Below are 25,850 nucleotides of genomic sequence, written 5' to 3'. Positions count from 1 at the left end.
CACAGCAACTAAAGGTGAAGCACCAAAACCATTGGCTTCAGCCCATTCGATATCACCAGCGCCGGCAATTGCTGAGCCGGGTAATTGCTTAGCTATAAATTCACCGACGTCTGCAGCATTACTTTTGAAAGCATAGCGGATCAGGCTTTCACCATTGCAAACTACACCATCATAAATGTTACGCAGCCGTAGACGATAGTCACTTAGAACCTTGCGCAGACGGTTCTTATCATCTGCAGCAACATAGTCACACATCGAAGCAGCAAGCTGATCATCGGCTACTGCAACCGGTGCAGTCAATAGTGATAATGTTACCGCAGCACCACACAACAAAGTTGACAATAATCTCATCTACTACTCCTCACTGAATATAACCTGAATCATCTTAACAATATGTCTCAGCCTGTGCAAACTCAGACCGAGCGTTGCAATGTAATAAAACGGCAATGATAACGGTTGTTTGTGTCAGCAGGATGATGAGATTCGTCAATAAGGCGCCAGTCATCGGCTTTTTCTGACTGATAGTCTGGAAAATAAGCGTCTCCGTCAGTACTCAGATCGATCTCTGTAAGATATAACCGTTGTGCCAAAGGCAAACACTGCCGGTAAATTTCAGCACCGCCAATCACCATTACTTCGTCATGTTGCTGCAACAGCTCAAACGCCTGCTCAAGACTGGTTACCCATTCGGCTCCTTTTGCATTGAGAGGTGCTGAGCGGCTGATGACAACATTGCGACGGCCTGGCAGTAACCGTCCGATAGATTCAAAGGTTTTTCGCCCCATAACTACAGGCTTACCAAATGTCACCTGTTTAAAATGTTTTAAATCTGCCGGCAAGTGCCAGGGCATCTGGTTATCTTTACCGATCACCCTGTTCTTGGTCATGGCTGCAACCATTGAAATTATCATTGTCTACTACCTTTAACGCTGATAAATCACTTCAACATCGTAGTCATCGTCATCGAAATCGTCGTCATCATCATCTTCGTCGGCAACATGCTGAAGATCTGTCGGACTATCATCCCACTTGAAGGTAACCGGATCTGCTACTTGCTCTGCAGGCTCGTCTACAGGTAACTCCTCGATATAATTGAGAATGTCTGCAGACAAACGTTCTGTATTGGTCCGGCTTGCTGCTGCGATTTTAAATACCGGTCCCTGCCAGTCCAATGCAGCTGTCACTTGCCCGATGATCTCATCCAATTCATCGTCCATGACCAAATCCAGTTTGTTAAACACCAGCCAGCGTGGTTTACCAGCCAGTTTTTCACTGTACTTTGCCAGCTCCTGTACGATCGTCACTGCGTTTTCTGCCGGATCTGAGCCATCTGCCGGTAACACATCAACGACATGTAACAACAAACGACAACGTTCCAGATGCTTTAAGAATTGAATACCCAGCCCGGCACCTTCAGCAGCGCCCTCAATCAGACCAGGGATGTCAGCAATAACAAAAGAGCGGTGAGATTCAACCCTGACTACGCCTAGGTTTGGCACTAAAGTCGTAAAGGGGTAATCAGCTACTTTGGGTTTGGCTGCAGAAACGGCACGGATTAAAGTTGATTTACCAGCATTGGGTAGGCCTAACAAGCCAACGTCAGCCAACAGTAATAATTCCAGACGCAAATTACGAATTTCGCCCGGCGTACCATTGGTTTTTTTACGCGGCGCCCGGTTAGTACTACTGGCAAAACGGGCATTACCAAGACCATGCCAACCACCTTTAGCTACACGTAACCGTTGACCATTTCGGGTCAGGTCACCCAGCACCTCATCGGTATCAACGTCTACTGCACGTGTCCCCACAGGCACCCGCAACTCCAGATCCTTGCCACGTTTACCAGTGCAGTTCACACTGCCGCCATTTTCACCACGCTCTGCGCGATGAAATTTTTCAAACTGATAGTCAACCAGAGTGTTCAGGTTCTCATCTGCTACCAGATATACGTCGCCACCATCGCCGCCATCGCCGCCATTGGGGCCACCCTTAGATACAAACTTCTCACGTAAAAAACTGATAATACCGTTACCGCCATCGCCGGCTTCTACTCGGATTATCGCTTCATCTACAAACTTCATCGGGTGCGTCCTGATTAATCAGATAAAACCAGTTAACAGCTAACTGGCGATAAGTATAACTTAGCTTATCAAAAGATGTCGAAACAGGCATACATAGCCTCTCACAACAACTCAGCAATAAAAAACCCCGCACCAGGCGGGGTTTATTTGAAATTTGACAGCTTACTCGCTGACGATGCTCACAAACTTACGGTTGTGCTCACCTTTCACTTCAAACTTCACTTTACCTTCAGTTAAAGCGAACAGAGTGTGGTCTTTACCGATACCAACGTTAGTACCAGCGTGGAATTTAGTACCACGTTGACGTACGATGATGCTACCAGCTAATACTGATTCGCCACCGAAGCGCTTAACACCTAAGCGTTTAGCTTCTGAATCGCGACCGTTACGAGTGCTACCTACACCTTTTTTACTTGCCATGTGTCGATACTCCTATTACGCGCTGATGCTGGTAATTTTCACTTCAGTGAACCACTGACGGTGGCCCATCTGCTTGCGTGAATGCTTACGACGACGGAACTTAACGATTTTGATTTTATCGCCACGGCCATGAGTGACCACTTCCGCTACTACTTTACCACCTTCAACTAAAGGTGCACCGATGCTGATATCTTCGCCATTAGCGACCATCAGAGGTGTAAATTCGATTGTTGCGCCGGTTTCTAAGTCTAATTTTTCAAGACGTAGAGTTTGACCTTCCGTCACACGGTGCTGTTTACCACCACTTTGGAAAACCGCGTACATAGTTAACTCCGTACAAAGCACGCCAACGCTTATTAAGGGGCGTGTTAATTCAATTCACAGGGCGCGAATTGTACGCAATTTCCCCTACCCCCGCAAGTAGTAATATAAAAAAGATCACTGAAGCTGTAAAAGGATCCGGTTTTGCTTTGGGAGTATCGGGGCCATAGTGTAGAATTAGCGCCATTCTTTGGTTTAAGCAGTTGTTTTTCATGACGCTCGAACAAATTCAGCAGCTCACTTCTGCCGATATGGCTGCGGTTAACGAACATATATTTTCACAGCTAAACTCAGATGTTGCTCTGATCAACCAATTAGGTATCTACATCGTCAACAGTGGCGGTAAACGATTGCGGCCACTGCTGGCAGTGTTAGCCGCCAGAGCGCTGGGTTATCAGGGCAATGCTCATATCACTGTTGCCGCCATCATCGAGTTTATTCACACATCAACCTTGCTGCACGATGACGTAGTTGATGAATCGACACTGCGCCGGGGTAAAGAAACGGCCAATGCAGTATTCGGTAACCAAGCCAGCGTACTGGTGGGCGACTTTTTATACAGCCGTTCATTTCAGATGATGGTATCGCTTAATGACATGCGTATTATGCATGTGCTGGCAGACGCCACTAATATCATCGCCGAAGGCGAAGTGCTGCAACTGATGAACGTCAATGATCCTGACACCACCGAGCAAAGTTATATGCAGGTCATTTACTGCAAAACAGCCAAACTGTTTGAAGCAGCAACTCAGTTAGCCGCTATTATTACGCAGCAACCTGAAGCTGTCGTGAACAGCCTTAAACTTTACGGTATGCATCTGGGCACAGCATTTCAGCTTATTGATGATGTATTGGATTATCAGGCTGATGCCGCCGAATTAGGCAAAAATATCGGCGATGATCTGGCAGAAGGTAAACCAACGTTACCACTGATACATGCGCTGAAACACGGTACTGCAGCCCAGCGGTCATTGATCCGTGAAGCCATAGTAGAAGGTAACGGTATGGCTAACCTTGATGCCATTATGGCCGCCCTGCACGATACAAATGCCTTTGGTTATACACGCAGCATCGCCGAGCGCGAAGCGGAAAGTGCCCGCCAGGCATTGGCAATATTGCCAGAGTCCGAGCATAAACAGGCGCTGCTGGCATTAGCTGACATCGCAGTATCCCGCACTCATTAACCTGCAATGCAGAAAGCAAAAAAGGCGCTTTACGCGCCTTTTTTCATTACCAAGATCACGCTCAGTTATTTTTAACGAACTCTTCACCCAGGGTGATATCGCCTTTTAAGGTGCTCAGCATGTCGTTCATGGCTTTTTGCTCGTAAGCACTTAAAGTACCGATAGGCAGTAATTTCTCAACGCCGTTCTTACCCAGCACTAAAGGCTGAGCAAAGAAGCGGGCGTGCTCACCGTCACCTTCGACATAAGCGTACTCTGTTACCGCTTCGCCCTGCAGACCTTTAATCAGGGAAATACAGAAACGCGCAGCAGCCTGGCCCATAGAAAGCGTAGCTGATCCGCCACCGGCTTTGGCTTCTACTACTTCAGTACCGGCATTCTGAATACGGTGAGTTAAAGACGCCACCTCTTCATCAGTGAAACTGACGCCTTCAACCTGAGACAGTAATGGCAGAATAGTTGTACCACTGTGACCACCAATTACCGGCACAGTAACTTCAGTCGGGTTTTTGCCTTTTAATTCGCCAACAAAGGTTTCGGCGCGAATAACATCCAGTGTGGTTACACCGAATAAACGACGTGGGTCATAGGTACCCGCTTTCTTAAATACATCAGCAGCGATTGCCACTGTTGTGTTAACCGGGTTGGTGATAATACCAACCAAGGCTTTAGGGCACTGCTGCACTATGGCTTCAGCCAGCGTTTTTACCACACCAGCATTAATATTAAACAGGTCTGAGCGGTCCATACCTGGCTTACGTGGCATACCGGCTGGGATCATAACAATGTCAGCGCCAGCTAACGCCGTGTTCAGGTCTTCTTTACCGTAGCCCGTTACCTTAACAGCAGTAGGGATATGGCTTAAATCAACCGCAACGCCCGGAGTAACCGGTGCTAAATCATATAACGCTAAATCTGTGCCCGCTGGTAAGTCTAATTTCAGCAGTAACGATAATGCCTGGCCAATACCACCGGCGGCACCTAAGACAGCAACTTTCATGATAAATCCCTCAATAACGGTTGATTGAAAAACGCGCCAACAATACTGAAACCGCGCTAAAAATACAAATAGCTTACGCCTAAAGTCTAAGCATTTTAGCGAATTTTAGTGTAGTTTACTTCACAAAGTGTGACGCACAACGAACTTTGCTAAGATAGCGGCACAAAGCAACTGATGATAAGAGCGTGATATGACAAAGCAAGCCAAACAGGAAGCGCTGATCCAGGCCTTTAAAGCATTACTGAAGACAGAAAGTTTTGGCTCTCAGGGTGAAATAGTTGATGCACTGAAAAATGATGGCTTTGATAATATCAGTCAGTCCAAAGTGTCCCGGATGCTAAGTAAGTATGGCGCTGTTCGCACCCGTAATGCAAAGCAGGAAATGGTGTATACACTGCCGCCTGAGCTGGGCGTGCCGACAACCAAAAGTCCTCTGCGTCAGTTGGTGCTTGATATCGAACATAACGACGTGATGATTATCATCCGTACCAGCCCGGGCGCAGCACAACTTATCGCGCGTCTGCTTGATTCAGTTGGTAAAGCCGAAGGGGTACTTGGAACCATTGCTGGAGATGACACTATCTTCATTGCACCAATCAGCGTTAAGAATATCAATTTTACACTGAAGAAAGTTACCGAGCTGTTTGAAAAAGTATAATTGCGTTACACATTAACCTTTGGCAGATAATTCGAGAAAGCTCAGAGACGGCGCGAAAAAAGCGGCGCTTAGTTCAATATGATAATAGCTTAGCAACGCATCTGTGGTTGTTAACTGCTCTGATACGCCAAGACGCCTGAACAGCGCTTCAGCCAGATACTCTGCTTTTGCGGCATAGCTCAGTTGAATGAGTCCTTGTCGCTTTGGCTGATAAAAGGGCATGTTCTGTAGTAATACCGTGCTGCCGGATTGCTGAGTCGATGCCAAATGGCTATCAGGCAACATTAAAGTATCACTCAGTGGTTTTGCTGACACCTTGTCATAACCCATAACTTCTTCCTGCTCAGTCAGACTAAGCTGCTGCCAAAGCATCTGATCAAAACACAACTGTTGAAAATACATATAGCTGCCTGCTGCAAAGACAGGTTGTTGTGTACTGTCCACTAGAGCAACTTGCCTTTTGTGACGCCCGCCCGGATTGTAAGGTGCGTTTATAAAGCCGCTCAAATCCCGACCATCAAGATAACGAAATCCCTGTATTTGATCTTGCAACTCCGTATGACCCTGCAACACTTGCAGGATCTGCTGACAAGCAATGACATTAACATCGAGACGATCTGAACGTATCTGGATCAGCAGATCAATGGGTACCGGTGACAAACCTATCTCGTCCAGTGTTAAATCCGGAAACGCTTTTAAACCTGCCGGCCTTGCATCAGGATAAAGCAGGTCCCAATAATTACTGCCAATAGCCACTACAGCAGTAAGCATCGATTCTGAGAAATGCGCTGCGAGACGATCAATTAACTGAGGTATACGCGCCAGCTTATATCGCAAAACTGATTCATGCCCTTCATAGGCGTTCAGCAGTAAATAGCTACCATGCAGGTTCGCTTCAGTGCATATACCCAGTTGTTCTCGGGCCATCATAATCCTTGTTTAGTTCAGACATACATTGAACAGTGCAATCTTGCACCCTTAAAGCCACCATTGTTGTGAGATATATCTCACAAACAAGTAAGTTTAAACGCTATTTAGCGAACATAAATCATCTACAAATAACATTTAAATATATGATAAATAATAACTTTCAATAGCAATTCTTATATTTACAATAATATTACAGCGCTGTTTTTTCAAAAAGCTACTGCTGTAATTACGCTACAGGGTTCATAATTAACTTGTCAACGGATGGACCCCCTGACAGGAAGTTAGGGCGACTCTGCAGGACGCAGAACCACGCTAGGATAGCACAAGGACGAAGATAGGACACGCTCAGGATGAGTAAGCTCTTTTCAGATTCTTCACCGGCGCTGGAAATTGCAGGGACGAAGCAGGACACTCTCAGGATGAGAGCACATTATCAGGATGATAATGTTTAAGGATGAAAGGGAAAAGCTGGACGCTTTGGGAACACTCCGGGATGGAGCCAGGGATGATATGCTAAGGACAGTATCGACAGGATGACGAAACAGGACCTTAGGTGGCCGCGTAGTTTGCGGCCTACCTTCTTCCTGCGTAACTCAGCAATATCAGAAAACTGCAGTAATAAACACTCAGCCAACTACACCAAACGACCAGCAACGTAAACCACAATTGATTTAGTGGCTAACGAGCTGATCAGTCTTTATCTAATCTGCGTTGATATACTGAGAAATCAGGCACGTCCCGTTTATAATCCTGCTGGTACAAGCTGGAATGAATGATAAAGTCAGCCGTCGCCTGGTTACAGGCAACAGGAATATTCCACACAACCGCCAGGCGTATTAACGCTTTGACATCTGGATCATGCGGTTGTGATGATAGAGGGTCCCAGAAGAACACCAGCCAGTCGATCTTCTGCTCGGCAATCATCGCACCTATTTGCTGATCGCCGCCCAGCGGGCCGCTTGCAAGGCATTGCACATGCTGCTGCAGCGTCTCTGCAATCAATTTGCCGGTAGTACCGGTAGCCACCAGCTCTTTATCAGCAAAAAAGGTTTTATGCGCGCAGACCCATTGCAATAATGCCTGCTTTTTACCATCGTGTGCAACCAGAGCAATTGTCTTCATAGCGCCGTACCTCTGTATCTGAAAATGCCAGCTTAACGCGAAAAAAAAGCCCTGCATAGCAGGGCAAAACAACCAAGGTCCACGTATAACATCGTTATTGGTCAGCTGACACTATCGCTTTTGGCGTATTGCGTAAGCTATAACCACATCATTCTTCCGGTTACTGATTCGACTCCACAATCCGCTTCATTGCTGTCATATAACCGCGTAACTTTTTACCTATCTGTTCTACCGGGTGCTGGCGGATCGCATCATTTACCGCAATCAGTTTCAGGTTATCCACACCATGGCTACCGCTGATCCCTTTACCGATATAGTCACTGCTTAAACCATTGACCAAATCTTTCAATAACGGCACCGCAGCATGAGAGAACAGATAGTTACCATATTCAGCCGTATCCGAAATCACCACGTTCATCTCATACAAACGCTTGCGGGCTATAGTGTTAGCAATCAGCGGTGTTTCATGCAGTGACTCATAGTAAGCAGATTCGGCAACAATACCAGCATCAACCATAGTCTCAAACGCCAGTTCCACGCCAGCTTTAACCATCGCTACTAATAGCAAGCCGCGGTCAAAGTAATCTTGTTCAGCAATCTTCTCCTCAGATACCGGCGCCAGCTCAAAGCCGCTACTACGGGTTTGTTCGCGCCAGGTCAGCAGGTTTTTATCATCATTTGCCCAGTCAGCCATCATAGTGCGGGAAAACTCACCACTGATAATGTCATCCATGTGTTTTTCAAACAAAGGTCGTAACGTTGCTTTTAATTGTTCTGCAAGCTCGAATGTTTTGATTTTGGCTGGGTTACTTAACCGGTCCATCATATTGGTGATACCACCGTGCTTCAGCGCCTCGGTTACCGTTTCCCAGCCATACTGGATAAGCTTAGCGGCATAGCCTGGCTCTACACCATCTGCCACCATCTTATCGAATGCCAGGATAGCGCCGGTTTGTAACATACCGCACAGGATAGTTTGCTCGCCCATCAGGTCTGATTTTACCTCAGCCACAAAAGATGACTGTAGTACACCAGCCCTATCTCCCCCCGTTGCCGATGCATAAGCTTTGGCAATCTCTAAGCCTTGTCCTTTGGGATCATTTTCCGGGTGTACCGCGATCAATGTCGGTACCCCAAATCCTCTTTTATATTCTTCGCGCACTTCGGTCCCCGGGCACTTAGGTGCTACCATCACCACTGTGATGTCAGGCCGGATTTGCTTACCTTCTTCAACAATATTAAAACCATGTGAATAAGCCAGGGTCGCCCCCTGTTTCATTAGTGGCATAACTGCATCTACCACAGCACTGTGCTGTTTGTCCGGCGTCAGGTTTAATACTAAATCTGCGGTAGGGATCAGCTGTTCATAGGTACCAACAGTGAAGCCGTTGTCGCTGGCTTTTTTAAATGAAGCCCTTTTCTCGGCAATAGCTTCCGCACGCAGTGCATAACTGATGTTCAGGCCAGAGTCGCGCATGTTCAGCCCCTGGTTTAACCCCTGAGCTCCGCAACCAACTATAACAATATTCCAGCCTTTCAAAAATTCACAGCCGTTGGCAAACTCAGCTTTATCCATAAAACGGCACTGCCCTAACTGGCCTAACTGCTGGCGTAAATTCAATGTATTAAAATAGTTTGTCATGATACTTCTCTGAATTCGTTTTCACCGCCGGGCTCTCGAGCCAAGCATAAGCAGAGCAATGCAGCTGCTTTAATACAATATATACTAGACCCTGCTTTAAGTTGCGAGAAGTGATATATTTAGAAGTCTGTATTTCACATAATGAAATAAAGGTTGGTTTTATGGATATCCGCAGCGCTCAGTTATTTCAGCACCTCGCCAGCAGTTTAAACTTCAGTAAGACCAGTGAGCAGATGTATGTAAGTCCACCAACTCTGACCAGGGTCATACAAAGACTGGAAGACGAGTTGGGGGTAACATTGTTTTTCCGTGACAAGCGCTCAGTAAGGCTGACCGCAGCAGGACAGCGGTTTGCTCAGTTTGTACGTACCTGGCTCGACGAGTGGCATCAGCTGCAAGTTGACCTGCAACTGGCAAGTGCGGAGCTGACAGGAGAAATCCGTTTATTTTGCACTGTCACGGCCAGTTACAGCCATTTACCGGCTATTCTGGACCGGTTTCGTTTAATGTGTCCCAAAGCTGAAATAAAACTAACCACTGGTGATGCAGCCTCTGCGATCGAAAAAGTACGAACCGATGAGGCTGATATTGCGCTGGCCGCTCATCCGACGCATCTGCCAGCTAATTTGGCATTTCGCAGTATTGCTAGCCTGCCGGTAATGCTGATTGCCCCTACCATACCGTGCAAAGTGAATGACCTTTTACAGCAAACCCCTGTGCCCTGGAATAAAGTACCGCTGATTATGCCAGAACATGGTCCGGCCCGCAGTCGGTTTGACCGTTGGCTGACCGACATGGCGCTAACACCACATGTCGTGGCGAAGGTAGATGGTCATGAAGCTATGGTGTCAATGGTTGCGCTTGGCACAGGTGTCGCTTTAGTAGCAGATGCAGTGGTAGTGAACAGTCCGGTAAAAGATCGGGTCAAACCATTAGAAGTGGATTATCGCTTTGAACCCTTTGATTTAGGTGTCTGCATGCTTCAAAAACGGCTTAATGAGCCACTGATCCAGGCTTTCTGGCAAGTGGCTACTGCAAAATCAGACATACACCGTTAGCAGATTTATTTAACCACTTTCAGGTGTGATGTTTTCTTCGGCTTTGGAGGTTCCGGCTCAGGTGAGTCATCATCGAATTCATTACTGAGGATTTCAGCTTCGTCTTCTTCTTCCTCCAGAGTAAACACAGTACCAGCTCCATTTTCTCTGGCATATATTGCCAGTACCGCGTTGACAGGAATATAAAGTGCGAAGGGTTGACCACCGAAACGGGCATTGAAGGTTACAGCATCATTACCTAATTGCAGATTGCCGACGGCAGAAGGGGCGGTATTCAGCACAATCTGCCCGTTCTGCACAAACTGCATAGGGACTTTTACAGCATTGACGGTGGCGTCAACAACCAGATAAGGCGTACAGTTGTTGTCGACTATCCACTCATAAAACGCCCGCAGCAGATACGGGCGGTTCGCTGTCATCTTCATTAGAACTTCATTCCTCTGCGGATCTCACGCTCAACATCACTTAATGAAGCCTGAAATGCGTCGCGATCAAAAATACGCGTCATATAATTTTTCAACTCTTTGCTGCCCGGACCAGATAATTCAATACCCAGCAACGGCAAACGCCATAACAACGCTGCCATATAGCAGTCAACCAGGCCGAACTCCTCGCTCATAAAAAATGGCGCTTCGTTAAACAATGGCGCTATAGACAGTAAGCCTTCTTTCAACTCTTGCCGCGCCGTTGCTGCGTTTTCATCACCATTCAGAATAGCCGCCGCCAGGCGGTACCAGTCTTTTTCAATCCGGTACATCATCAGACGAGCCTGACCACGCGCGACCGGATACACCGGCATCAAAGGTGGATGAGGAAAACGCTCGTCGAGGTATTCCATAATAATATTGGCCTGATACAACGCCAGTTCACGATCAAGCAGAGTTGGCAGGCTGCCATACGGATTAACTTCGTACAGATCTTCTGGCAAGTTATCTTGTGTGACCTGAAGAATATCGACAGTTACGCCTTTTTCAGCAAGTACGATACGTACCTGATGGCTGAACATGTCATCTGCTGCTGAGAACAGTGTCATCACAGGGCGTTTATTGGCAGTGATCGCCATGTCTTCCTCCGGTAAAATAAAAAACGGCAAAGGGGCGCTAAGGCCCCTGTAAACATTCCTAGTTGAAACAACTAGTTAATGTACATCTTTCCAATATTCTTTCTTCAGCAAATACGCCAGTACGAAGAATATCAGCAGGAACACCATGACTTTTGTTCCCAGCGCACGGGCTTCCAGCTTAGTTGGTTCCCCAACGTATTCCAGATAGTTTACCAGATCTGCAACTGCACGGTCATATTCTTCGCTGGTAAGTTCACCGGTGCCGTCAGTTTTTATGCCCGCATACACTTCTTTTGACTCGCCGTCGATTAAACGGGTCTCGTGCGCTTTGTATGGCATACCCTGCAATTCCTGCAGCACATGTGGCATACCAACCATTGGGAATACTTCATTATTTACCCCAAATGGCCTGGATGGGTCGGCATAGAAACTGCGTAAATAGGTGTATAACCAGTCAGGACCGCGCACCCGGGCAACGTTGGTTAAATCCGGAGGCGCAGCACCAAACCATTTCTCGGCATCTTTGGTCGCCATATTATTTTTAATATGATCGCCCACTTTCTCACCGGTAAACATCAGATTTTCCATACCAACGTCTTCCGGAATATCCAGGTCACGGAAAGTTCTGGCATAGCGCTGATACTGCATCTGATGACACCCCAGACAGTAGTTCTGGAACATACGGGCACCATTTTGTAATGATGCTTTATCGGTCAGATCAATTGGCGCTTTATCCAAATGAACCGAAGGTCCTGCGGCAAATACTGAAGCAGACACACACAGTAAGGCTGCTGAAAAAATATGCTTAATCATTAACTTAACCTCACTGGTAACGGCTTGGTCTTTTCGTTCTTACTGTATATCCAAAGCAGTGCGAAATAACCGAAATAAGTGAATGAGAAAATACGTGCCAGAATGGTATAAGTTGGCGTTGCAGGTAAAACACCTAACACTCCCAGCGCCACAAAGCTGATACAGAACACAATCAGATTCACTTTATGCAAACCACTACGGTAGCGAATCGAGCGAACAGTGCCGCGGTCAATCCATGGTAACAGCGCCAGAGCGATAATCGCCAGGAACATAAAGATAGCGCCAAACAACTGATCAGGTACTGCCCGAAGAATGGCGTAGAAAGGTGTAAAGTACCAAACTGGAGCTATATGCTCAGGCGTTTTCAGCGGATTAGCGGCTTCAAAGTTTGGTGGCTCCAGGAAGTAACCACCACCCTCTGGCATAAAAAAGATAACCCAGGCAAAAATTAACAGGAAGCCTGCCACACCAACCAGATCTTTAACTGTGTAGTACGGATGGAACGGAATAGCGTCAACGATAATTTTCTTGCCACCTTTGGTAAAATACTGATGGAAAGTAAATTTCTTATCTGCTTCTGTTTGTTCGATGCTACCGTCATTGTCGCGCTTAACTTCAATACCGTCCGGGTTATTTGAACCGACTTCATGCAGCGCCATAATGTGCAGGAAGACCAGCACCACGAGTACCAGAGGTAAAGCGATGACGTGTAATGCAAAGAAGCGGTTTAACGTTGCACCAGAGATAACGTAGTCACCACGGATCCACAGTGTTAAATCTTCACCAATTCCCGGAATTACGCCGAAGATAGAAATGATTACCTGGGCACCCCAGAATGACATCTGCCCCCATGGCAACAGATAGCCCATAAAGGCTTCAGCCATCAGCACCAGGAAAATTAACATACCAAAAATCCACAGTAGTTCGCGTGGTTTCTGATAAGAGCCGTACATCATACCGCGTAACATATGCAGGTATACTACGACGAAGAACGCAGAAGCACCGGTTGAGTGCATGTAGCGCAGTAACCAGCCGTAATCAACATCACGCATGATGTATTCTACAGAGGCAAAAGCGCCTTCTGCACTTGGCACGAAGTTCATGGTCAGCCAGATACCGGTCAGGATCTGGTTAACCAATACCAGCATCGCCAGTGAACCGAAGAAGTACCAGAAGTTAAAGTTTTTTGGAGCCGGATACTGCATAACATGCAGATTCATCTTCTCCATAAATGGCAGCCGGTATTCAATCCAGCTCATCAGATTCTTAAACATCAGACTGCCCCCTCATCTTCGCCAATTAACAAAGTGTTGTCATCGATAAACATGTAAGGTGGGATTTGCAGATTTTTAGGCGCAGGCACACCCGAGAATACTCGACCGGCAAGGTCATAGGTCGAACCGTGGCATGGGCAGAAGAAGCCCGAATGTACGCCTTCGACATGCGCATCGAAATCAGTAGGAATATATGAAGGAGAGCAACCCAAGTGAGTACAGATACCTACAGCAACAAAAATCTCTGGTTTTTTAGAGCGATGAATGTTCTGAGCATATGCTGGCTGCTGTTCATCCTGTGATTCAGGATCACGCAGTCTGTCGTTCAGTTTGGGTAACAACTCCAGCATTTCCGTTGTACGCTTTACCACCCATACAGGCTTTCCACGCCATTCCACACGGATAAGCTGGCCATTTTCCAACTTACTGATATCAGCCGTTACCGCTGCACCGGCTTGTTTAGCTTTCTCACTCGGGTTCCACGAAGCAATAAAGGGCACAGCAGCTCCGACAGCACCTACGCCCCCTACAACTGAGGTTGCAATGGTAAGGAAGCGGCGGCGACCTTGATCTACAGGCGCGTTGCTCATCCACTTGTCTCCACGTTAACGCTTAAACAGAATTTAAGCGGCTGAATTTCAGCAATTATTATAAACCGTAAAAATATCGCCGATCATAATGAAAAGCCCTGCTTTACACAAGGATTAAGGCGGGCTGAATCGGTATTATCTTAGCAGTTTGCGTTGTACGACCAGCATCGCAGGCTGGTTTGCAAACCGATATTCCTGCCAGATATGTGAAAAAAAACCCGGCAATAATTGCCGGGTTTCTAGTACTGAATAAAACGATTAACGTTTTGAGTACTGTGGACGCTTACGTGCTTTACGCAGACCCACTTTCTTACGTTCAACCTGACGGGCGTCACGGGTAACGAAGCCGGCTTTACGCAGTGCTGGACGCAGTGACTCGTCAAATTCCATCAGTGCGCGGGTGATACCGTGACGGATAGCACCGGCCTGACCGCTGATACCACCACCTTTAACGGTGATGTACAGGTCAAACTTCTCAACCATGTCAACCAGCTCTAATGGTTGCTTAACAACCATACAAGCAGTTTCACGGCCGAAGTAGTCAGTTAACGCGCGCTGGTTGATAACGATGTTACCTGAACCTGCTTTTAAGAAAACGCGGGCCGTTGAGCTTTTACGACGACCAGTTCCGTAATATTGATTCTGTGCCATGTTATGCTCCGATTAAATATCTAATACTTGCGGTTGCTGAGCAGCATGCTGATGCTCTGCGCCGGCGTAAACTTTCAACTTACGGAACATAGCGCGACCCAGTGGACCTTTTGGTAACATGCCTTTAATAGCAAGCTCCAGAACCATTTCTGGCTTTTTCGCGATTAATTTCTCAAAGCTGATTTCCTTGATGCCGCCTGGGAAGCCAGTGTGAGAGTAATACATTTTGTTCTGCGCTTTAGCACCGGTAACAGCTACTTTCTCTGCGTTAACAACGATGATGTAATCACCGGTGTCTACATGCGGAGTGTATTCTGGCTTGTGCTTGCCACGTAAACGGGCAGCGATTTCAGTTGCGATACGGCCCAGCGTTTTACCTGACGCATCAACAACGTACCAGTCGCGGGTTACGCTTTCTGGCTTTGCAGTAAAAGTTTTCATTGTTTCTATCCAAAAATAACTTAGTTACACCTGACACCGTGCAGGGCTGATGCAGCGGTTGTCGTTAGCGTACCCCTTCGAGTACAAAACTACCGGGCTAACGGCAGTATATAGGCTGTAACGTAGGCCGGGCGCGGATTATATATTAACCAATTTTAAAAATCAGCACCTTGAGTATAAATTTCCACAGATTTAGCAAAAAATTATGGCAAATGTGGCCGGGACAAGTATTCTCTCGACTGCATCTCCTGCAGGCGACTGATACAACGCTTAAATTCAAAGTTCAGGATGCCATCCTGATACAGTTGTTCCAGCGCAATCTCTGCAGAGATAATCAACTTAACGTGCCGTTCATAAAATTCATCAACTAGCGCAATAAAACGTCTGGCAACATCATCATTTTGTCGCCCCATTGCTTTCACCCCAGACAGCAAAACGGTGTGGTAACACCGGCTAAGTTCCATGTAATCATATTGGCTACGGGCCGTCTCGCACAGCTCATGAAAACTAAACCAGACAATGCCGTCAGCCTCATAACGGGTATTTAGCTTGCGGTTTCCTACCTCTACTTGCACTGCCTCCTGCCTTGGCTCAACAGACAGCGCATTAAAATACTGCAACAAATTCGTTTCAGCTTGTGTATCAAGCGGGAAATGATAAATCTCTGCCTGTTCCAGCGTACGCAAACGGTAATCAATACCACTGTCGACATTTATCGTTTGCGTATATTTTTTGATAAGCGCTATTGCCGGTAAAAAGCGGGCTCGCTGCAAGCCATTACGGTATAAACCATCTGGTTCTATATTCGATGTCGCGACCAATGTAATGCCACGAGCAAACAGCAACTCCATTAAGGTGCCCAGAATCATTGCATCGGTAATATCCGAGACAAAAAACTCATCAAAACACAGAATGTCTGTTTCGTGCTTAAATTTGTCAGCAACCTTTTCCAGCGGGTTGCTGACACCTTTTAGCAACTTAAGCTCTTCGTGTACCCGATGCATAAAACGGTGAAAATGAATGCGCATTTTGCGCGTAGTCGGCAAACACTCATAAAACGTGTCCACGAGATAAGTTTTACCACGACCAACGCCGCCCCAGAAATACAAGCCTAGTATTGGTTGAGGGGCAGACTTTCCGCCAAACAGACGACGCCACAGCGGCAAATCTGCTGGCTTATGGCTGATAAAGTCATCATACAGGCGTTGCAGCTGAGTGACCGCAAACTCCTGCGCCGCATCATAGTGAAAATCATCACGCATTAAATCTTGCTGGTACTTTGATAGTGGTGTCATTTGAGTCTTACTTGAACGCTACGGAGTTACGGCTTTATTATCAGTAATAATAGTAACATGCCTTACCACTCTGGATAAGAAGTTAGGTTACACTATCAACAGATATTACCCCGCAGGAGTTGTTATGGAATTTATGTATGCCGCAGCATGGCTTGGTGCCGGACTTATTATCGGCGCGGTTGCTGCCCGCCTGATCACACTACGACAGCTTAACCAGCATAAGCTGCAGCTGCAGTTGGATGAGAGCCAGGCCCAGTTGGCACAGTACCGCGAAGATGTATCCAGCCATCTGGAGACAACAAACCAACTGATGACACAGTTGCAGGACAACTATGCCCGTATCGCCAGACACATCGCAGACTCAAAGATGCAACTCGTTGAACGTCCGACAGTTTCGGTCAAACAAGACATCAATTATCTGTCTGGCGACACAGCTGCGTATATCCGCCAGTCACTGAATCAGATTGACGAGAAACGCCGGGTATATTCATCTGCAGACCAGCAACCACGCGACTATTCGGGTGAGGCCAGTGGTCTGATAAAAGACAGGAACAGCAAAAAGCCAATGCAATAATTTGTTACATTATGAATGCGGCCTGGCTGAACTTTTTTGTTTGCAGAGGGCTCATAGTCGCGACTTGTTAAAGGAGACTATGACGCTATGAATACAAAATTGTCATTGGTTGGTGCCGCAATTGCAGCCAGTTTGTTGTTGACAAACCCCGCCCCGGCGGAAGCAAGAATACCGTTTTTCTCCGGTGAGCAGGAAGTACCTTCACTTGCCCCAATGCTGGAGCAAACCACACCCGCCGTTGTACACATTTCAGTTGCCGGCAGCCGCGAGGTAAGGCAGCGTTTACCCGAAGCATTCCGCTACTTCTTTGGCCAACGAGGACCGAATGAATATCGCGAAGAACGGCCTTTTAAAGGCTTAGGCTCCGGCGTCATTATCAACGCCGACAATGGTTATATTGTCACTAATAATCATGTTATTCAGGATGCGGATGATATCGAAGTACGGTTAAAAGATGGCCGCACCTTTAAGGCGAAAAAACTCGGTGCTGATCCGGAAAGTGATATTGCACTGCTGCAAATTGAAGCCAAGAACCTAACCGAAGTAAAACTGGCGGATTCCGACAAAACCCGGGTTGGCGATTTCGCTATTGCGATTGGCAATCCATTTGGGCTGGAACAAACCGTCACCTCAGGCATTATCAGTGCTCTGGGCCGCGGAGGCCTAGGGATAGAAGGCTATGAGGATTTTATTCAGACCGACGCCGCCATTAACAGCGGTAACTCAGGCGGTGCCCTGGTAAACCTGCGTGGTGAACTGATCGGCATTAACACAGCTATTTTAGGGCCAAATGGCGGCAACATCGGTATCGGTTTTGCGATTCCCGCCAATATGATGAAAAACCTGGTTGACCAGATTATTGAACACGGCGAAATCCGCCGCGGCAGTTTGGGTATTCGCGGACAGGATGTCACCTCAGATCTGACGGAAGCTATGCACCTGAAAGTTAGTCGCGGTGCCTTTGTTAATGAAGTCCTGCCGGACAGCGCCGCGTCAGAGGCCGGTCTGGAGTCAGGCGATGTTATTATTAGCATGAATGGCAATAAGATCAGCTCTTTCAGGGAGCTACAAGCAAAAGTTGCAACGCTAGGATCAGGCCGCGAAGCCAAGCTTGGCATACTGCGTGACGGCAAAGAGCGCACTGTTACGGTGAAGTTGCGCGAGCTGGCAACAGGCCAGGTAGCGGCAAGCCAGGTACATCCAATGCTCGAAGGCGCCGAAATGTCTAACGCCGAAGGTGGTGGCGTCAAAATCGACGTGGTCGAGAGTAATTCAGCAGCAGCCCAGATTGGTTTGCTGGCTGACGACGTCATCATCGGCGTGAACCGGCAACGGATAGCTAATCTGGCGGAGCTGCGTAAAATGCTGGAGAACCGAGACGGCGTTGCCGCATTAAATATACGTCGTGGAAACACCAATCTGTACGTATTAATTCGCTGATAATGCAGCGTTAAGCAGTGGCCTATGGCTACTGCTTAACGCATATTAATGCTATGCTTGCGCAACCTTAATTTTGCAAAATTCTGATATCCCGTGGCCAAATTTTTGTATTTCGTACTTAAGAGTATTGCCTACGGGCTGGCATTAGCATTTTTGCTGATGCTGTTTGTACCTTCATTTAAAAATCTATCTATACCTGTATTTCGGCAGCAGGATTCAGCCGAAGAACATCATGCCGTCAGTTATGCCAGAGCAGTACGGCGTGCTGCACCTGCGGTGGTAAATGTCTATACCCGCAGCACACTGGTCGACCCACGCTCTTTGCGGCCACGCACGATAGAGCGCCAGGAGTTGGGTTCAGGCGTAATTATGAGTGCACAAGGGTATATTCTTACTAATTTTCATGTGGTGTACGGCGCAGACTATATCGAAGTTGCGCTGCAGGATGGTCGCACACTTGAAGCCGTGCTGATTGGCCAGGACGAGTTAACCGACTTAGCCGTATTGTATGTTCAGGCAGAAAATCTGCCGGTGATCCCACAAGACTCCGAACTCGAACCTCAGGTTGGTGACGTCGTGCTGGCAATAGGTAACCCGCTAAACCTTGGACAAACGATAACACAGGGTATTATCAGCGCTAATGGCAATACCGGCTTAAGTTCACGTGGCTATATTGATTTTATGCGAATGGATGCCGCCATTAACCGGGGTAACTCGGGTGGTGCTCTTGTTAACAGCAATGGCATGCTGGTTGGAATTAACGCCGCCGCCTTTCAGTTGGAAAGTCAGGATATCCAGGGCATCTTTTTTGCCATCCCTTACCAGCTGGCAGTAAACATCATGCAAAAGCTGATTAAGCATGGCCGGGTTACCCGTAGCCATCTTGGTGTGTCTGGAGACGCTGTCGTGAATGCTGCAGGAGAACGCCTGATATCGTCGGGGCAGACGCTGTATGGCCTGAGCATTACCGCCGTCAACGCGAACGGCCCGGCGGCAGAAGCGGGTCTGCAGGTTGGCGACATCTTGCTGCAGATTGATGGTAAACGGTTCAGCAGTGTGCAACAGGCACTGAATATGATTGCAGAAACTGCGCCGAACTCTGCGCTGGCTCTGACCATCAACCGAAGCGGCCAGCAGCTGACGGTAAATGCCATAGCGCGTGAATTAAGGCGATAAAAAAACGCGGCTTAAGCCGCGTTTACCCGTTCAATGTTCGCGCCGAGCTTCTTAAGTTTATCTTCGATTTGCTCGTAACCGCGGTCGATGTGATAAATCCGGTCAACCACTGTTGTCCCTTCCGCAACAAGCCCTGCTATTACCAGACTGGCAGATGCACGTAAATCGGTTGCCATTACCTGTGCAGCCATCAGTTTTTCGGTGTGCTGACACACCGCAGTATTGCCTTCAAGACTAATTTTTGCGCCCATACGCTGCAGTTCTGGTACATGCATAAAACGATTTTCGAAAATCGTTTCAGTTATCATCCCTACCCCATCAGCGACAACATTCAATACGGTAAACTGCGCCTGCATATCGGTAGGAAAACCAGGATGAGGCACCGTTTTGACTTTCACCGCTTTGAGCGTACGGCCAGTCATGTTGGCGCGGATCCAATCCTGACCAGTGCTGATATCAACCCCGGCTTCACGCAGTTTATCCAGCACAACCTCCAGCTCTGCCGGGTCAGTATTACGGCAGGTTACATCACCGCCGCTGACTGCTGCAGCCACCAGAAAAGTGCCCGTTTCGATGCGATCAGGCAACACCTTATGGTCTCCGCCATGCAATGCCGCAACACCTTCAATCACTATACTGTCCGTTCCGGCGCCGCTAATCTTAGCGCCCATCGTATTCAGATAGACAGCCAGGTCGACAACTTCAGGTTCACGTGCGGCATTGTCGATGGTGGTGATACCGTCTGCGAGTACAGCCGCCATCATCAGGTTTTCGGTACCCGTGACGCTAACCATATCCATAATAATGTGGGCACCTTTAAGCCGGCTGGCAGTGGCTTTAATGTAGCCATTCTCGACTACGATGTCGGCCCCCATTTTACGCAGACCATCGATATGCAAATTGACCGGACGCGCCCCAATAGCACAACCACCTGGCAATGACACCTCCGCCTGACCAAACCGGCTTAACAAGGGACCCAGTGCCAAAATCGATGCGCGCATGGTTTTAACCAGCTCATAAGGGGCAAATTGATTTGCAACCTTACCTGCATCAACCCGGACAATGTTGTCGCTAAAGCTGACTTCTGCACCGAACAACTGCAACAACTTTACTGTCGTTTCGATATCTTTCAGTTTGGGAACATTGCTGATTGTTGTTGGCTTTTCAGATAACAAACTGGCAAAAAGAATGGGTAAAGCGGCATTTTTTGCCCCGGAGATAGATACCTCTCCCTGTAATGCCTGACCACCTGTAACAAGAAATTGTTGCATAAAATACTACATCGGAGGATTAAGGAGTTTTTCTCTACGCCATTGTTCTGGCGTAAAGGTCTTAATGCTGACAGCATGAATAGAACCATCAGCTATCGCCGCCATTAGCGGCGCGTAAACCATTTGTTGCTGTTTAACCCGGCTGACATCAGCAAAACAGGCTCCCACAGCAGTCACAGCATAATGAGAACCTTCAGCGCTGACGCGCACTTCACTCAGTTGCAACTGTTCTGACAGCAGTTGCTCTATTTGCTTAATATCCAAAGCGAAACCTTTAATTACTAATGGGCAATAACGGCCTGACTGCCGTTACGTCTGCTAATGATAACAGCTGTTTCGGAACATTACACAGAGAGATCACCACACCATGCTGCTTTGCAGCAGCTAGCTGTTGCAACAACCAAGCTAAACCAGCTGTGTCTATATTCTCAAGCCCGGAAAAATCAAAGTTTACCCGCTCTGAGACGCTATTTAACAGTTTGAACGGTGAATACAGCATTAACGTATCACGATTTAATACACCGGTAAAATAGAACACCTCGCCCTGCGGCTCTATTTTAAGCGTCACTTTTCCTCCGGCTTGGTGATTGGTGCTTTGGCTTTTTCCTGCAGCAACGCTGTCACACTGGTCAGCCCTTGTTGCCGGATCAGATTACCCAATTCCGCTCTTTTACTATCTAGTAGTGAAATGCCTTCAGCGACCATATCAAATACCAGCCAATTGTCTGAATCCTTGCCGCGGCGCAATTTGAAATCAATTTTGATATCTGGTTTACCAGGATCAATAACTCTGGTCTTCACAGTGATAATTTTCTGATCGTCGATACCGCCGGCGGCTGGCTCGATGATCACTTTCTGATCTCGATACTGGGTAAACACGCCAGCATAAGTTGCGACCATATAATTCTGAAACGCATCAACAAAAGCCAGTATATCTTCACGTGGTGTCTGTCTTAAGTCGGCGCTGTTGCCAATTACGCGCAATGCTGCATAACGGCTATCGATATACGGAACCAGTTCATCATTAACGATTACACGCAGCACTTCCGGATCTGCCTGAATTTTACTCTGGTCCTTGGCAATACGGCTAAAAGTGTTGTCGGCCAGCACTTCCATCATTTTATATGGATCGCTAAAGGTGACCGCCTCTGCCGAAGCCGGAGGCAGGTAACTCAGAACGGCTAAAGCCCCAGCCAGAAAAGTTGCGTACAATTTCATGTTTAATTCCCGCGGTTAAATAAAAACTGACCTATCAGCTCTTCAAGTACCAAAGCTGACTTAGTGTCTTCGATATAGTCACCATCACCGAGGATTTCAACAGTCTCGTCAATAAAACCCGGTTGCAACCCCAAATACTGTTCACCTAATAACCCGGACGTCAGGATTGCCAAAGTACTGGTTTCCGGAAAATTGTTGTAATCGCTGTTGATCGCCAAAGTCACTATCGGAGTGTAATAAGTGGTATCAAGTTCAATCGCAGCCACCCGGCCTACTACAACACCCCCAACTTTTACCGGTGAGCGGACTTTCAAACCACCAATATTTTCAAATTTTGCCCTTAGCGTGTAAGTTTCGCTACTTGCCCCCATACCGCTATTTGCAACCTTTAATGACAACATTAAAAATGCGGCCAGCGCTAATACGATAAAGCCACCAACTAAAATCTCTATTTTCCGCGTGGTCATGTTATCCACCAAACATTATTGCCGTTAAAATAAAATCAAACCCGAGCACTGCCAGTGATGCCGTAACAACGGTTTGCGTGGTTGCTGCGCTGATACCTTCTGATGTGGGTACAGCGTCATAGCCTTTGTGTAATGCGATCCAGATAACGATAAGCGCAAAGACCACGCTCTTAATGATGCCGTTAAATACATCCTGATATAAATCGACGTTTGCCTGCATTGCCGACCAGAAACTTCCCTGGTCAACGCCAAGCCAATCAACGCCAACCAGATGCCCCCCTAAAATACCGACCGCGGTAAAAATGATCGCCAGCATAGGTAAACTGATAACTCCGGCCCAGAAACGCGGCGCAATAATGCGTCTTAATGGATCAACCGCCATCATTTCCATACTGGACAGCTGTTCAGTTGCTTTCATCAACCCTATTTCCGCAGTCAGGGCACTACCGGCACGACCGGCAAACAACAAGGCGGCGACCACAGGGCCGAGCTCCCGCAATAAGCTCAACGCAACCAGAGGCCCCAGCATCTGCTCTGCACCAAACTTAACCAGCACAGTATATCCTTGCAGTGCCAGCACCATGCCAATAAACAGGCCGGATACCAAGATAATCAGCAGTGACAATACGCCAATAACATAAAGCTGCTTCACCAAAAGCGGAAATCCTTTACGAAAATCCGGCTTGCCGATCAAGGCCCCAAACAACATCAACCCGGCGCGGCCAAAACCGGTGATACTGCTTATAGTTGCTGCACCAAGTTGTTGTAACTTATTGGCAATCACCTGGTTAACTCCATTAATTCTGTTTCATAAGGCGCAGCTTTATAATGAAACGGCACTGCACCGTCAGCTTCACCCTGAAGAAATTGCTGCACCAGCGGAGAATCACTTTGTCTAAGCTGTTCTGGAGTACCGTGCCCGATCACACTCTGCTCCGCCACAACATAGACATAATCGGCAATACTCATCACCTCTGTCACATCGTGCGACACCACTACTGAAGTCAAACCCAGTGCATTGTTAAGTGAACGGATCAAACGAACGATGACCCCCATAGAGATAGGGTCCTGGCCAGCAAAAGGTTCATCATACATGATGAGCTCCGGATCCAGCGCTATTGCCCGGGCCAGTGCGGCACGTCTTGCCATACCACCAGATAATTCAGCCGGCATCAGATCCCGCGCACCGCGTAAACCGACAGCTTCAAGTTTCATCAGCACAATCAAACGAATAAGCGACTCTGGTAAGCGGGTATGTTCGCGAATAGGAAAAGCGACATTGTCAAATACTGACATTTCAGTAAATAAAGCACCACTTTGAAACAGCATACTCATGCGCTTTCTTGCTTGATACAGCGCGTGACGGGACAATTGCGGGATATCTTGTCCGGCAAACAGAATTTTACCACTATCCGGCCTGAGCTGCCCACCAATCAAACGCAGCAATGTTGTTTTACCAATACCGCTCGGCCCCATGATGGCCGTCACTTTACCGCGCGCAAACTGCATATTCAGATCACGGTAGATAATTCTCTCACCGCGGCTAAACGTCAGCTGCTGAATATCAATTAATGTTTCTGACAAATTCACTCTCTCTGCCTTTCGGCTGGCTTCGCTGAAACAGCTTTGCAATATACATACATACTTGTATGTTTTCAATTATACTGCAGCTTAGGTTGTATTATTGTAAACGGCTTCAGCACTAAAGTCGTTACAAAAAATCGTAACAAACTGTGCTAAAAATTCGCTATGTTGGATTAACTACAGCTTTTTTTGCAATTACCGGCAATAAACTGGAAAATAATCACAGATTTGACAGCGCATTCGGGGAAAAAACTTTGTCACCCTTATTATTAGCCATTATTTTTGTGCTGGTCGGCCTGATCTTGCTGATCTGGAGCGCCGACCGCTTTGTTTTCGGTGCATCGTCGGTTGCCCGCACTGCTGGTATTTCTCCGATGATTATCGGTCTGACGATAGTGGCGATGGGCTCTTCCGCACCGGAGATGCTGGTGTCGGCCAGTGCAGCCTGGCAAGGCCGGCTGGACACATCCGTTGGCAATGCACTGGGATCTAACATCACCAATATATTACTGGTGATAGGTGCAGCAGCCTTGCTAAAGCCAATAGCCGTATCCTCACTGACGTTAAAGCGCGAGTATCCATTACTGCTAGTCTGTACATTACTTGGGTATTACTTCATCAGCGATGATACGTTAACCCGTACAGAAGGCATGCTGCTGCTCACGACCTTCGCTGGTTTTATCTGTTTGCTGGTGTATTGGGGTAAACATGCTGATGCCGATGACCCGTTGATTGCAGAAATCACCAGTGAAATGCCGGAACAAATATCATTGCTGCGCGCAGTGCTTTGGGTTTCGGTTGGTTTAGTGTTGCTATTGGCCAGTTCACAGTTATTGGTGCATGGCGCAGTTACTATAGCGCGTTATGCCGGTATAAGTGACCTGGTGATTGGTTTGACCATTATTGCTATCGGCACCAGCCTGCCAGAATTGGCGGCCAGTATTATCGGTATTTTCAAAGGTGAGGATGACCTGGCTCTGGGTAATATTATTGGCTCCAATATCTTTAATATTCTGGCTGTTTTAGGTCTGGGTGCTGTTATTGGGCCAGACTCACTGGACCCGATGGCTGGCGGCAGGGACAGTTATGTGATGATCGCGGCAACTGTTGCGATGCTGCTCATGTCTCTGCGTATGGGTAAAGGTCAGCGTATCAATCGCGTAGAAGGTGCGCTACTGTTATCCTGCTTTGTCGGTTACCAGTATTTACTGTTTAATACGCTTTCACGCTGACAGCCAGGACAAAATGATGACAACTGATTTTAGGATCCGGGCCGCTGAGGTGTTAAAAATTGAGGCAGCTGCTGTAGAGCAACTGAATCAATATCTTGATGCAGATTTTAATCTGGCGTGTCAGCTGATTTTTGACAGCTCTGGCAAAACCATTGTTACCGGTATGGGTAAGTCGGGACACATCGGCAGTAAAATAGCCGCCACGCTGGCCTCTACCGGTACTCCGGCCTTTTTTGTTCACCCCGGCGAGGCCAGCCATGGTGACCTTGGCATGTTATCAGCGGAAGACATCGTAATCGCGATTTCAAATTCAGGAGAAACAGCCGAAGTTTTAACCATTATTCC

The 25,850-nt window shown here is 47.4% G+C and carries 32 protein-coding genes; 8 read left to right on the top strand and 24 right to left on the bottom strand.

The genetic code is table 11. The features are described from left to right. The 5 genes from VIN66_RS00170 to rplU all read right to left on the bottom strand — a co-directional run. The coding region (locus VIN66_RS00170; protein ID WP_331922107.1) for a DUF3718 domain-containing protein at nt 1-351 on the bottom strand (351 nt) is incomplete at its 3' end. Between the two features lie 62 nt (nt 352-413). Continuing rightward, the gene (folA, locus tag VIN66_RS00165) at nt 414-899 is read right to left on the bottom strand and encodes a type 3 dihydrofolate reductase (RefSeq protein WP_331922109.1); all 486 of its coding nucleotides are present in this window, start codon (nt 897-899) and stop codon (nt 414-416) included. A gap of 24 nt (nt 900-923) precedes the next feature. After that, nucleotides 924-2,081, bottom strand: a complete 1,158-nt coding sequence (gene cgtA, locus VIN66_RS00160; RefSeq protein ID WP_331922106.1) for an Obg family GTPase CgtA — start codon at nt 2,079-2,081, stop codon at nt 924-926. Between the two features lie 162 nt (nt 2,082-2,243). Then, nucleotides 2,244-2,501: a 50S ribosomal protein L27 gene (gene rpmA / locus VIN66_RS00155; RefSeq protein ID WP_008220951.1), complete on the bottom strand. Its 258-nt coding sequence runs from the start codon at nt 2,499-2,501 to the stop codon at nt 2,244-2,246. A gap of 15 nt (nt 2,502-2,516) precedes the next feature. Continuing rightward, a complete protein-coding gene (gene rplU / locus VIN66_RS00150) occupies nt 2,517-2,825 on the bottom strand; it encodes a 50S ribosomal protein L21 (protein WP_134052668.1) in 309 nt (102 codons plus the stop codon). 209 nt (nt 2,826-3,034) lie between these two features. Here rplU and ispB point away from each other — a divergent pair, with 209 nt between their 5' ends. Further along, nucleotides 3,035-4,006: an octaprenyl diphosphate synthase gene (gene ispB, locus VIN66_RS00145; protein WP_331922105.1), complete on the top strand. Its 972-nt coding sequence runs from the start codon at nt 3,035-3,037 to the stop codon at nt 4,004-4,006. A gap of 61 nt (nt 4,007-4,067) precedes the next feature. Here ispB and mdh read toward each other — a convergent pair whose 3' ends face one another. Then, nucleotides 4,068-5,006 (bottom strand): malate dehydrogenase, encoded by a 939-nt coding sequence (gene mdh, locus VIN66_RS00140; protein ID WP_331922104.1) that lies wholly within the window; start codon nt 5,004-5,006, stop codon nt 4,068-4,070. Between the two features lie 190 nt (nt 5,007-5,196). Between mdh and argR the strand changes: the two genes are divergently transcribed. Then, nucleotides 5,197-5,664: a transcriptional regulator ArgR gene (argR, locus tag VIN66_RS00135; protein WP_331922103.1), complete on the top strand. Its 468-nt coding sequence runs from the start codon at nt 5,197-5,199 to the stop codon at nt 5,662-5,664. A gap of 12 nt (nt 5,665-5,676) precedes the next feature. Here argR and VIN66_RS00130 read toward each other — a convergent pair whose 3' ends face one another. From VIN66_RS00130 to ilvC, 3 genes are all read right to left on the bottom strand, one after another. Continuing rightward, nucleotides 5,677-6,594, bottom strand: a complete 918-nt coding sequence (locus VIN66_RS00130; protein WP_331922102.1) for a Dyp-type peroxidase — start codon at nt 6,592-6,594, stop codon at nt 5,677-5,679. 690 nt (nt 6,595-7,284) lie between these two features. Continuing rightward, a complete protein-coding gene (locus tag VIN66_RS00125; RefSeq protein ID WP_331922101.1) occupies nt 7,285-7,716 on the bottom strand; it encodes a methylglyoxal synthase in 432 nt (143 codons plus the stop codon). Nucleotides 7,717-7,876: 160 nt separating this feature from the next. Then, nucleotides 7,877-9,358: a ketol-acid reductoisomerase gene (ilvC, locus tag VIN66_RS00120; RefSeq protein WP_331922100.1), complete on the bottom strand. Its 1,482-nt coding sequence runs from the start codon at nt 9,356-9,358 to the stop codon at nt 7,877-7,879. Between the two features lie 161 nt (nt 9,359-9,519). On the opposite strand from ilvC, the gene ilvY reads away from it, so the two are divergent. After that, a complete protein-coding gene (ilvY, locus tag VIN66_RS00115; protein WP_331922099.1) occupies nt 9,520-10,416 on the top strand; it encodes an HTH-type transcriptional activator IlvY in 897 nt (298 codons plus the stop codon). Nucleotides 10,417-10,421: 5 nt separating this feature from the next. Here the strand turns inward: ilvY and VIN66_RS00110 are convergent, their stop codons facing one another. The 8 genes from VIN66_RS00110 to zapE all read right to left on the bottom strand — a co-directional run bounded on the left by VIN66_RS00110 (nt 10,422) and on the right by zapE (nt 16,543). Further along, nucleotides 10,422-10,835, bottom strand: a complete 414-nt coding sequence (locus tag VIN66_RS00110) for a ClpXP protease specificity-enhancing factor (protein WP_331922108.1) — start codon at nt 10,833-10,835, stop codon at nt 10,422-10,424. 5 nt (nt 10,836-10,840) lie between these two features. Further along, nucleotides 10,841-11,479 (bottom strand): stringent starvation protein SspA, encoded by a 639-nt coding sequence (gene sspA / locus VIN66_RS00105; protein ID WP_134052680.1) that lies wholly within the window; start codon nt 11,477-11,479, stop codon nt 10,841-10,843. 75 nt (nt 11,480-11,554) lie between these two features. After that, complete coding sequence (locus VIN66_RS00100; RefSeq protein ID WP_331922098.1) at nt 11,555-12,292, bottom strand: cytochrome c1; 738 nt, start codon at nt 12,290-12,292, stop codon at nt 11,555-11,557. Further along, nucleotides 12,292-13,566: a cytochrome b gene (locus tag VIN66_RS00095; RefSeq protein WP_134052684.1), complete on the bottom strand. Its 1,275-nt coding sequence runs from the start codon at nt 13,564-13,566 to the stop codon at nt 12,292-12,294. Before VIN66_RS00095 ends, VIN66_RS00100 begins: the two co-directional genes overlap by 1 nt. Next, nucleotides 13,566-14,156 carry a ubiquinol-cytochrome c reductase iron-sulfur subunit gene (petA, locus tag VIN66_RS00090; protein ID WP_331922097.1) on the bottom strand — a complete coding sequence of 197 codons (591 nt, stop codon included), beginning with the start codon at nt 14,154-14,156 and terminating at the stop codon, nt 13,566-13,568. The genes VIN66_RS00095 and petA overlap by 1 nt, the downstream gene beginning before the upstream one ends. Before the next feature lie 258 nt (nt 14,157-14,414). After that, nucleotides 14,415-14,807, bottom strand: coding sequence for a 30S ribosomal protein S9 (gene rpsI, locus VIN66_RS00085; RefSeq protein WP_134052688.1), 393 nt, complete (start codon nt 14,805-14,807; stop codon nt 14,415-14,417). A 12-nt stretch (nt 14,808-14,819) separates the two neighbouring features. Further along, nucleotides 14,820-15,248: a 50S ribosomal protein L13 gene (gene rplM / locus VIN66_RS00080; RefSeq protein WP_134052690.1), complete on the bottom strand. Its 429-nt coding sequence runs from the start codon at nt 15,246-15,248 to the stop codon at nt 14,820-14,822. Between the two features lie 203 nt (nt 15,249-15,451). Continuing rightward, nucleotides 15,452-16,543, bottom strand: a complete 1,092-nt coding sequence (gene zapE / locus VIN66_RS00075; RefSeq protein WP_331922096.1) for a cell division protein ZapE — start codon at nt 16,541-16,543, stop codon at nt 15,452-15,454. 124 nt (nt 16,544-16,667) lie between these two features. On the opposite strand from zapE, the gene VIN66_RS00070 reads away from it, so the two are divergent. The 3 genes from VIN66_RS00070 to VIN66_RS00060 all read left to right on the top strand — a co-directional run bounded on the left by VIN66_RS00070 (nt 16,668) and on the right by VIN66_RS00060 (nt 19,733). Next, the gene (locus VIN66_RS00070) at nt 16,668-17,117 is read left to right on the top strand and encodes a YhcB family protein (protein ID WP_331922095.1); all 450 of its coding nucleotides are present in this window, start codon (nt 16,668-16,670) and stop codon (nt 17,115-17,117) included. A gap of 87 nt (nt 17,118-17,204) precedes the next feature. After that, nucleotides 17,205-18,557, top strand: coding sequence for a Do family serine endopeptidase (locus VIN66_RS00065; RefSeq protein WP_331922094.1), 1,353 nt, complete (start codon nt 17,205-17,207; stop codon nt 18,555-18,557). 93 nt (nt 18,558-18,650) lie between these two features. Next, nucleotides 18,651-19,733: a trypsin-like peptidase domain-containing protein gene (locus VIN66_RS00060; protein WP_331922093.1), complete on the top strand. Its 1,083-nt coding sequence runs from the start codon at nt 18,651-18,653 to the stop codon at nt 19,731-19,733. An 11-nt stretch (nt 19,734-19,744) separates the two neighbouring features. Here VIN66_RS00060 and murA read toward each other — a convergent pair whose 3' ends face one another. Genes murA through mlaF form a run of 7 tightly spaced genes read right to left on the bottom strand, consistent with a single transcriptional unit; the run spans nt 19,745 to nt 24,279 of the window. Next, entirely contained in the window at nt 19,745-21,004 is a 1,260-nt protein-coding gene (murA, locus tag VIN66_RS00055; RefSeq protein ID WP_331922092.1) for a UDP-N-acetylglucosamine 1-carboxyvinyltransferase, read from the bottom strand. A 6-nt stretch (nt 21,005-21,010) separates the two neighbouring features. Continuing rightward, the gene (locus VIN66_RS00050) at nt 21,011-21,268 is read right to left on the bottom strand and encodes a BolA family protein (RefSeq protein WP_331922091.1); all 258 of its coding nucleotides are present in this window, start codon (nt 21,266-21,268) and stop codon (nt 21,011-21,013) included. A gap of 10 nt (nt 21,269-21,278) precedes the next feature. Continuing rightward, entirely contained in the window at nt 21,279-21,572 is a 294-nt protein-coding gene (locus VIN66_RS00045) for an STAS domain-containing protein (protein WP_331922090.1), read from the bottom strand. Further along, nucleotides 21,569-22,222, bottom strand: a complete 654-nt coding sequence (locus VIN66_RS00040) for an MlaC/ttg2D family ABC transporter substrate-binding protein (RefSeq protein WP_331922089.1) — start codon at nt 22,220-22,222, stop codon at nt 21,569-21,571. The genes VIN66_RS00045 and VIN66_RS00040 overlap by 4 nt, the downstream gene beginning before the upstream one ends. 2 nt (nt 22,223-22,224) lie before the next feature. Next, complete coding sequence (gene mlaD, locus VIN66_RS00035) at nt 22,225-22,689, bottom strand: outer membrane lipid asymmetry maintenance protein MlaD (protein WP_331922088.1); 465 nt, start codon at nt 22,687-22,689, stop codon at nt 22,225-22,227. 1 nt (nt 22,690) lies between these two features. Continuing rightward, complete coding sequence (gene mlaE, locus VIN66_RS00030; protein ID WP_331922087.1) at nt 22,691-23,473, bottom strand: lipid asymmetry maintenance ABC transporter permease subunit MlaE; 783 nt, start codon at nt 23,471-23,473, stop codon at nt 22,691-22,693. Beyond that, nucleotides 23,470-24,279, bottom strand: coding sequence for a phospholipid ABC transporter ATP-binding protein MlaF (mlaF, locus tag VIN66_RS00025; RefSeq protein WP_331922086.1), 810 nt, complete (start codon nt 24,277-24,279; stop codon nt 23,470-23,472). Before mlaF ends, mlaE begins: the two co-directional genes overlap by 4 nt. A 248-nt stretch (nt 24,280-24,527) precedes the next feature. On the opposite strand from mlaF, the gene VIN66_RS00020 reads away from it, so the two are divergent. Together VIN66_RS00020 and VIN66_RS00015 are read left to right on the top strand one after the other, a co-directional pair. Continuing rightward, on the top strand, nt 24,528-25,505 hold the full coding sequence (locus VIN66_RS00020; RefSeq protein WP_331922085.1) for a calcium/sodium antiporter: 978 nt from the start codon (nt 24,528-24,530) through the stop codon (nt 25,503-25,505). Nucleotides 25,506-25,521: 16 nt separating this feature from the next. Further along, on the top strand, nt 25,522-25,850 hold a 329-nt coding region (locus VIN66_RS00015; RefSeq protein ID WP_331922084.1), incomplete at its 3' end, for an SIS domain-containing protein.

This window comes from Rheinheimera sp. (assembly GCF_036568245.1).
Classification (GTDB): Bacteria; Pseudomonadota; Gammaproteobacteria; order Enterobacterales; family Alteromonadaceae; genus Alishewanella.
This window is presented reverse-complemented; position numbering and strand designations above follow the sequence as displayed.

Coding starts and splice junctions, on each gene's coding strand:
- folA (WP_331922109.1), bottom strand. CDS start 899: ATGGTTGCAGCCATGACCAAGAACAGGGTGATCGGTAAAGATAACCAG.
- cgtA (WP_331922106.1), bottom strand. CDS start 2,081: ATGAAGTTTGTAGATGAAGCGATAATCCGAGTAGAAGCCGGCGATGGC.
- rpmA (WP_008220951.1), bottom strand. CDS start 2,501: ATGGCAAGTAAAAAAGGTGTAGGTAGCACTCGTAACGGTCGCGATTCA.
- rplU (WP_134052668.1), bottom strand. CDS start 2,825: ATGTACGCGGTTTTCCAAAGTGGTGGTAAACAGCACCGTGTGACGGAA.
- ispB (WP_331922105.1), top strand. CDS start 3,035: ATGACGCTCGAACAAATTCAGCAGCTCACTTCTGCCGATATGGCTGCG.
- mdh (WP_331922104.1), bottom strand. CDS start 5,006: ATGAAAGTTGCTGTCTTAGGTGCCGCCGGTGGTATTGGCCAGGCATTA.
- argR (WP_331922103.1), top strand. CDS start 5,197: ATGACAAAGCAAGCCAAACAGGAAGCGCTGATCCAGGCCTTTAAAGCA.
- VIN66_RS00130 (WP_331922102.1), bottom strand. CDS start 6,594: ATGATGGCCCGAGAACAACTGGGTATATGCACTGAAGCGAACCTGCAT.
- VIN66_RS00125 (WP_331922101.1), bottom strand. CDS start 7,716: ATGAAGACAATTGCTCTGGTTGCACACGATGGTAAAAAGCAGGCATTA.
- ilvC (WP_331922100.1), bottom strand. CDS start 9,358: ATGACAAACTATTTTAATACATTGAATTTACGCCAGCAGTTAGGCCAG.
- ilvY (WP_331922099.1), top strand. CDS start 9,520: ATGGATATCCGCAGCGCTCAGTTATTTCAGCACCTCGCCAGCAGTTTA.
- VIN66_RS00110 (WP_331922108.1), bottom strand. CDS start 10,835: ATGACAGCGAACCGCCCGTATCTGCTGCGGGCGTTTTATGAGTGGATA.
- sspA (WP_134052680.1), bottom strand. CDS start 11,479: ATGGCGATCACTGCCAATAAACGCCCTGTGATGACACTGTTCTCAGCA.
- VIN66_RS00100 (WP_331922098.1), bottom strand. CDS start 12,292: ATGATTAAGCATATTTTTTCAGCAGCCTTACTGTGTGTGTCTGCTTCA.
- VIN66_RS00095 (WP_134052684.1), bottom strand. CDS start 13,566: ATGTTTAAGAATCTGATGAGCTGGATTGAATACCGGCTGCCATTTATG.
- petA (WP_331922097.1), bottom strand. CDS start 14,156: ATGAGCAACGCGCCTGTAGATCAAGGTCGCCGCCGCTTCCTTACCATT.
- rpsI (WP_134052688.1), bottom strand. CDS start 14,807: ATGGCACAGAATCAATATTACGGAACTGGTCGTCGTAAAAGCTCAACG.
- rplM (WP_134052690.1), bottom strand. CDS start 15,248: ATGAAAACTTTTACTGCAAAGCCAGAAAGCGTAACCCGCGACTGGTAC.
- zapE (WP_331922096.1), bottom strand. CDS start 16,543: ATGACACCACTATCAAAGTACCAGCAAGATTTAATGCGTGATGATTTT.
- VIN66_RS00070 (WP_331922095.1), top strand. CDS start 16,668: ATGGAATTTATGTATGCCGCAGCATGGCTTGGTGCCGGACTTATTATC.
- VIN66_RS00065 (WP_331922094.1), top strand. CDS start 17,205: ATGAATACAAAATTGTCATTGGTTGGTGCCGCAATTGCAGCCAGTTTG.
- murA (WP_331922092.1), bottom strand. CDS start 21,004: ATGCAACAATTTCTTGTTACAGGTGGTCAGGCATTACAGGGAGAGGTA.
- VIN66_RS00040 (WP_331922089.1), bottom strand. CDS start 22,222: ATGAAATTGTACGCAACTTTTCTGGCTGGGGCTTTAGCCGTTCTGAGT.
- mlaD (WP_331922088.1), bottom strand. CDS start 22,689: ATGACCACGCGGAAAATAGAGATTTTAGTTGGTGGCTTTATCGTATTA.